The organism is Aeromicrobium sp. REDSEA-S32_B7 (assembly GCF_001626145.1).
GTDB lineage: Bacteria > Actinomycetota > Actinomycetes > Propionibacteriales > Nocardioidaceae > Aeromicrobium > Aeromicrobium erythreum.
The window spans coordinates 1-6,644 of the sequence record NZ_LUNF01000131.1 but is presented as its reverse complement, the minus strand read 5'-3'; the positions used below and the strand labels follow the sequence as shown (position 1 = coordinate 6,644).

Sequence of the window (6,644 nt, the reverse complement as noted above, 5' to 3'; positions counted from 1 at the left end):
GAAGATCGCGCTGATCACCGAAAACAGCCAGGCCGCCAAGAACGGCCTTATCTACGATGCCCTCAACACCGCTGCCGAACCGTTCGGCCACGAAGTGTTCAATTACGGCATGTACACCGCCGAAGACAGCGCATCGCTGACCTATGTGATGAACGGTGTGCTGGCGGGCATCCTGCTCAATTCCAAGGCCGCCGATTTCGTCGTGACCGGCTGCGGCACGGGCATGGGGTCGATGCTGGCCTGCAATGCGATGCCCGGCGTCTTCTGCGGCCTCGTGATCGACCCGACCGATGCCTTCCTGTTCAACCAGATCAATGCCGGCAACGCGATCGCAATGCCCTATGCCAAGGGTTTCGGCTGGGCCGCCGAGCTCAACCTGCAAGATTGCTATCGCAAGCTGTTCGAAAACGAAGCGGGTGCGGGTTATCCGCGCGAACGGGCCGAACTGATGCGCAAGAACCGCGGCTTCCTCGCCGACCTCAAGGCCGCCAGCACGCATGACATGCTGACCGTGCTGAAGAATGTCGATCAGGACCTGCTGCGCGCCGCGATCGCGGGCGAACGCTTCGCAGAATATTTCTACGCCAATTCGCAGGATGACGCGATCAGCGACTATCTGCGCAATCTCTGACCCCTTCGGGAATCGCATGACCGGCATGAACCGGCACCGGGGGCAGGGGATCGCGTCGTCGCGGCGCGATCCCCACCGCACCACACTGGGAGAGTGAATACCATGGCCACCACCCCCTTCGACCTGACGGGGCGCACCGCGCTCGTCACGGGTGCCAATACGGGTATCGGGCAGGGCATCGCCATCGCGCTGGCGCAGGCCGGGGCCGATATTGCCGCAGTGGGCCGCAGCCCCGCCGACGAGACCGCCGAACAGGTCCGCGCGCTGGGCCGCCGCTGCGAGCTCGTTTCCGCCGACCTGTCCTCGATCGAACCGGTCGCCGAAGTGGTCGACACGGTCGTCGCCAAGCTCGGGCGTCTCGATATCCTCGTCAACAATGCCGGGATCATCCGCCGCGAGGATGCGCTCGACTTCTCGGAAGAGGATTGGAACGCCGTGATGGACACCAATCTGAAGACGCTGTTCTTCCTGTGCCAGGCGGCCGCGCGCCACATGACCGGCTGGTCATCGCAGGATGGCGAGCGGGGCAAGATCGTCAACATCGCCTCGATGCTGACCTTCCAGGGCGGCATCCGCGTGCCGAGCTACACCGCCAGCAAATCCGGCGTCGGGGGCCTGACCAAGCTGATGGCCAATGAATGGGCGCCGCGCGGCATCAACGTCAACGCGATCGCCCCGGGCTTCATCCAGACCCACATGACGGCCGCGACCGCGGAGCGCATCGGCGTCCCGTTCGACGACTTCATCAAGTTCAGCGCCGAGCAGATCCCCGTCCAGCGCGTCGGCCAGCCCGAGGACATCGCGCACACCGCGTCGTTCCTCGTGAGCGAGGGCGCCGGCTTCGTGTCGGGCCAGGTCATCTACGTCGCCGGCGGACCGAAGGACTGAACCGACCGTGAGCACGCCCGAGGGACTCGACCTCGACGCCTTCGCGCGCTGGCTCGACGAGCAGGCTCCCGGCCTGCTCGTCGGCCCGCTCGAGGCGTCGCTCATCACCGGCGGCAAGTCGAACCTGACGTACGCCGTCACCGACGGACGTCGCGACGTCATCGTCCGCCGGCCGCCCCTCGGGCACGTGCTCGCCACCGCCCACGACATGGGCCGCGAGCACCGCGTCATCGCGGCGCTCGCCGACACCGCGGTCCCCGTGCCGACCACCTACGGGCTCTGCCAGGACGACACCGTCGTCGGGGCGCCGTTCTACGTGATGGAGCGCGTCGTCGGCACGCCGTTCGCGCGGGCGTCGGACCTCGCCGCCCTCGGCGAGCAGCGGGTGCGGACCATCACCGGGCGCATGGTCGACGTGCTCGCCGACCTGCACGCCGTCGACCCCGACGACGTCGGTCTCGGCGACTTCGGCCGCCCCGACGGCTACCTCGAGCGCCAGGTGCGCCGCTGGAAGAAGCAGCTCGACGCGTCGCGCAGCCGCGAGCTGCCCGGCATGGACGAGCTGGTCGCGCGCCTCGAGTCGTCGATCCCCGACACCGGCGAGGGCACGATCGTGCACGGCGACTACCGCCTCGACAACCTCCTCGTCGACGCGAGCCCCGACGGCGGCGACCAGGTGACCGCGGTGCTCGACTGGGAGATGAGCACGCTCGGCGACCCGCTCACCGACGTCGCCGTGCTGCTCGCCTACCAGCAGCTGGCCGAGGAGGCGGGCGCAGGCGCCGGGGCCGGGCTGGTCACCGACGCCGCGCAGGCACCCGGGTACCTCTCGCGCGATGAGGTGCTGGCGCGCTACGCACAGCAGTCTGGACGCGACGTCTCCGACATCGACTTCCACCTGGCGCTCGCCTTCTTCAAGCTCGCCGTGATCCTCGAGGGCATCCACTTCCGGCACAGCCACGGCCAGACCCTGGGCGCCGGCTTCGACGGCATCGGCGACCTCATCGAGCCGCTCATCCAGGCCGGCCTGCGGGCCTGAGGCGCCGCTCCCCCACGTCGTCGCCCCGTCGTCGTCGCGGCGGAGCGCGTGGTGACCCGCGAGTAGGTCACGGCCGGGAACGCACTCCTCGTCGTCGCGCGTCCCCTAGGGTGGGCCGCGTGACCGCCGAGATCCTCGAGCCCCGACGTCGCCCCACGCAGGAGCGCAGTCGGGCCAAGTTCGAGCTGCTGCTGCGCACGGCGCGCGACCTGCTGCTCGACGTCGGGTTCGAGTCGTTCACGTGCGAGGAGGTCTCGCAGCGCGCGGGGCTGCCGACGGGCACGCTCTACCAGTACTTCGCGAACAAGTACGTGATCGTCTGCGAGCTCGACCGCCAGGACGCCGTCGCCGTGCACGAGGAGCTCACCCGCTTCTCGGAGATGATCCCGTCGCTGGACTGGCTGCGCTTCCTCGACCGGATGATCGACCACATGGCGGGCCTGTGGTCCGACGACCCGTCGCGGCGCGCCGTGTGGCTGGCCGTGCAGTCGACGCCCGCGACCCGCGCGACCGCCGCCGTGACCGAGCGCGAGCTGGCCGCCGCCGTCGCCCGCTTCCTCGCCCCCCTCACCCCGGGCACCCCGCGCGAACGTCGCCAGATCATGGCCGAGGTGCTCGTGCACGTGACCTACTCGATGCTGAACTTCTCCGTCCGCGACGGCCAGAGCCACGCCGAGGCCGTCATCGAGCTCAAGCGCCTCCTCGCCTCCTACCTCCTCGCCTCCGAGCCCGACCCCCGCTGACCCCTCCCTCACCCTTTGGGTTGGGCCCCACCCCAAGGGTGACTCCCCCACTCAGCGTTGGGTGGGGACGCACCCCTGGGGGTGGGACGACGACGCCGGTCTCGCCGACGTCGCCTCGTCCACAGCGCCCATCACGCGCGGGCGCGCCATCCACAGGTCGGAGCGCGACCCTGGCCGATGCCGACGTCGGCGGCGTTCGATCGTCCTATGAGCGACCTTCTCGACCATCTCGCCGCACGCGCCGCCGCCGAGGGCGGTTTCTTGCTGACCCGACACCTGCGTGACCTCGGCGTCGACAAGAACCGCACCATCGCCCTGCTCAAGCTGGGCGCGCTCGTGAAAATCAGGTACGGCGCCTACGCCGTCGCAGCCGCGTGGGAGAAGCTCGACGTCGTCACGCGGCACGCCATCGTGACGCGCTCGGTCCTCGCGCGCGTCGACGACGGCGCCGTCGCGTCGCACCAGTCCGCAGCCGCACTCCACGGACTCGACCTGTGGGACGTCGACCTGTCGGAGGTGCACCTCACGCGCCTCGACGGACGGACGGGACGACACCGGGCCGGGGTGGTCTGGCACGAGCCGACGATCACGGTCGAGGACGTGAGCGACGTCGACGGCTACCGCTGCACGTCACCGGTCCGCGCGGCGCTGGAGACGACGAGCCTGCACAGCGTGGAGCACGGCGTCGTCGCGCTCAGCAATGCGCTGCGGCGTACCCGGATGGGCGCCGACGAGGTGGACGCGCACGTCGCCCGTTTCCGTTCCTGGGCCAACGCCGACATGGTCCGGCGTGCTGCCCAGCTCGCCGACGGACGGTTCGAGAGCGTCGGCGAGTCGCGGTCCTTCGTGATGTTCTGGCGCCACGGCGTGGACCTCCCCGAGCCGCAGGTCGTCATCGTCGACCTCTCCGGCCGGGCGGTCGGCCGCGTCGACTTCCAGTGGACTCTCGACCGCCATGTCGGGGAGTTCGACGGCCTCGTCAAGTACGGGCGGCTCAACCCGGACCCGACCGATCCGGGGCGGACCGTGGTGCAGGAGAAGATCCGCGAGGACCTCGTCCGCGACGCGCGCAACGGCGTCTCGCGGTGGGGGTGGGTGGACCTCTCCCCGGCGCGACAGGCCGCGACTTGCGCCCGGATCGAGGCCGCACGGGCACGGTCGCGGAAGTTGTACGTCGACGTCGCACGGCCGTGGGGCTGAGACGTCGCGGCATCTCCCCCACCCCAGGGGTTCGTACCCACCCAACGCTGATGTGGGGAGTCATCCCTTGGGTGGGGCCCAACCCAAAGGGTGGGGAGGGGGCTAGTGGGTGAGGAGGACGTAGGCGAGGGCGTGGTCCGCGTCGTGGGTGAGGCTGAGGTGGGTCTCGACGTCGGGGAGGTGGGTGGCGACGGCGCCGAGGAGGCGCAGGCGGGGGCGGCCCCACGCGTCGCACACCACCTCCACCTGGCGCAGCGCCTCGTCACCCATCACCGGCGGCTCACCGAAGAGCGACGCCGACCACGCCTTCACCAGCGCCTCCTTCGCCGCCCAGCGCACGGCCAGGTGGCGCCCCGAGCCGCCGCCGTGACCGGCCGCCCGGTCGGCGACGTCGCGCCGCTCCCCCGGCGTGAACACGCCCGCGAACCGCGACCCCGCCAGCTCCAGCTGCTGCTCGAACGACGGCACGTGCACCAGGTCGACCCCGACGCCCAGCACGACAGCACCGGACACGACGATCTCGGGCACGGCGACCCCGGGCGCGACGGCCTCCGCTGCCCCCAGGCCGGCCCGCTCGACCCGGCCCGCCCCAGCGGCCGCGGCGCCGGACGGGTCCGACGTCACGAGCACGACGGCCCGACGTAGACGCCGTCGTCGCCGAGACGCGCCTGCGGGTCGAGCAGCACCGACGCCTCGCGACCGCGGACGCCGTCCGTGCCGAGCCGACGTCCCGACGGACGCTCGTACGCCGACGCCGCACCGACCATCACCCGCGCGAGGCGCATCCGACCAGCGACGGCACGCTCGCGCGCCCGCGCCCGGTACGTCTCGCGCTCGCCCTCGGGGAGCGTCTGCACGAACGCCTCCGGGTGGGCCAGCGCGATGAGACCAGCCACGTGGCCGAACCCGAGGCTGGTCACCAGGCCCGCCTTGAGCGGCGCTCCGGCGAGCGGCTCGCGCAGCCACACCAGGTGCTCGTGCTCGGCCAGCACGTCGTCGACGCAGTCGAGGCTGCGGTTCGGCGGCAGGACGCCGCTCGCGAGCACCTGGGTGAGACCGATCAGCTGGAATGCGGCAGCACCGCCCTTCGCGTGACCGGTCAGCGTCTTCTGCGACACGACGAACAGCGGGTTGCCGGCGCTGCGCCCGATCGCCGCCGCGAGCCGCTCGTGCAGCTCGGACTCGTTCGGGTCGTTCGCGGCCGTCGACGTGTCGTGCTTGCTCACGACGCCGACGTCGTCGGCGTCGAGGCCGAGCATGCGCAGCGACCGCGCCAGCTGCGACTCGCGGCCCCCGATGCCGGCCGCCAGGGCCCCGATGCCGGGCGCCGGGATCGACGTGTGCACGCCGTCGGCGAAGGAGCCGGCGTACGCGACCACGGCGTGCACCGGCAGGCCCATCCGCGCCGCCACGTCGCCGCGGGCCAGCAGCAGCGTGCCGCCACCCTGCGACTCCACGAACCCGCCGCGACGTCGGTCGTTGGCGCGACTGACGCGACGCGGGTCGATGCCCTGGGCGAGCATCGCGCCGGAGTCGGCCGTGGCCGACATGTCGGCGAAGCCGATGATGCCCTCCGTGCTCAGGTCGTCGAAGCCACCGGCCACGACGAACTCCGCCTTGCCGACCTTGATCTTGTCGACGCCCTCCTCGACCGACACGGCCGTGGTGGCGCACGCGGCAACGGGGTGGATCATCGCGCCGTAGCTGCCGACGTACGACTGCACGACGTGCGCGGCGATGACGTTGGGCAGCGCCTCCTGGAGGATGTCGTTCGGGTTGCTCTCACCGAGCAGCGTGTTGATGTACAGCGCGTGCATGGAGGCCATGCCGCCCATGCCGGTGCCCTGCGTGTTCGCGACGAAGGCCGGGTGCACCCAGCGCATCAGCTCGGCGGGCGTGAACCCGCTCGACAGGAACGCGTCGACGGTGCACACGAGGTTCCAGATCGCCACGCGGTCGATGCTCTCCAGCATCTCGGCCGGCACGCCCCAGACCGCCGGGTCGAACCCGGTCGGGATCTGCCCCCCGATGGTGCGGGTGAGCTCCATGCGGCGCGGCACGCGGATCTCGGTGCCGGCCTTGCGGGTGACGGACCACTCGCCGTCGTCGGACGACGTGATCGTCGTGCGCTCGGGGTCGGCGG

General features: G+C 71.0%; 7 protein-coding genes. 5 read left to right on the top strand and 2 right to left on the bottom strand.

The window, feature by feature from the left end; all coding sequences use genetic code 11:
• The 5 genes from A6Q79_RS09410 to A6Q79_RS09390 all read left to right on the top strand — a co-directional run.
• Nucleotides 1-631, top strand: a 631-nt coding sequence (locus A6Q79_RS09410) for an RpiB/LacA/LacB family sugar-phosphate isomerase (protein ID WP_317697947.1), incomplete at its 5' end; no start/stop codon positions are given.
• A 102-nt stretch (nt 632-733) separates the two neighbouring features.
• Entirely contained in the window at nt 734-1,519 is a 786-nt protein-coding gene (locus tag A6Q79_RS09405; RefSeq protein ID WP_317697945.1) for an SDR family oxidoreductase, read from the top strand.
• A 7-nt stretch (nt 1,520-1,526) separates the two neighbouring features.
• Nucleotides 1,527-2,558 (top strand): phosphotransferase family protein, encoded by a 1,032-nt coding sequence (locus A6Q79_RS09400; RefSeq protein WP_286689784.1) that lies wholly within the window; start codon nt 1,527-1,529, stop codon nt 2,556-2,558.
• 119 nt (nt 2,559-2,677) lie between these two features.
• Entirely contained in the window at nt 2,678-3,301 is a 624-nt protein-coding gene (locus A6Q79_RS09395) for a TetR/AcrR family transcriptional regulator (RefSeq protein WP_236749817.1), read from the top strand.
• 207 nt (nt 3,302-3,508) lie between these two features.
• Complete coding sequence (locus tag A6Q79_RS09390; RefSeq protein ID WP_286689785.1) at nt 3,509-4,501, top strand: hypothetical protein; 993 nt, start codon at nt 3,509-3,511, stop codon at nt 4,499-4,501.
• A gap of 102 nt (nt 4,502-4,603) precedes the next feature.
• Here the strand turns inward: A6Q79_RS09390 and A6Q79_RS09385 are convergent, their stop codons facing one another.
• The gene (locus A6Q79_RS09385; RefSeq protein ID WP_289017974.1) at nt 4,604-5,131 is read right to left on the bottom strand and encodes a holo-ACP synthase; all 528 of its coding nucleotides are present in this window, start codon (nt 5,129-5,131) and stop codon (nt 4,604-4,606) included.
• Nucleotides 5,122-6,644, bottom strand: a 1,523-nt coding sequence (locus A6Q79_RS09380; RefSeq protein WP_317697941.1) for a beta-ketoacyl synthase, incomplete at its 5' end; no start/stop codon positions are given. The genes A6Q79_RS09380 and A6Q79_RS09385, both read right to left, overlap by 10 nt.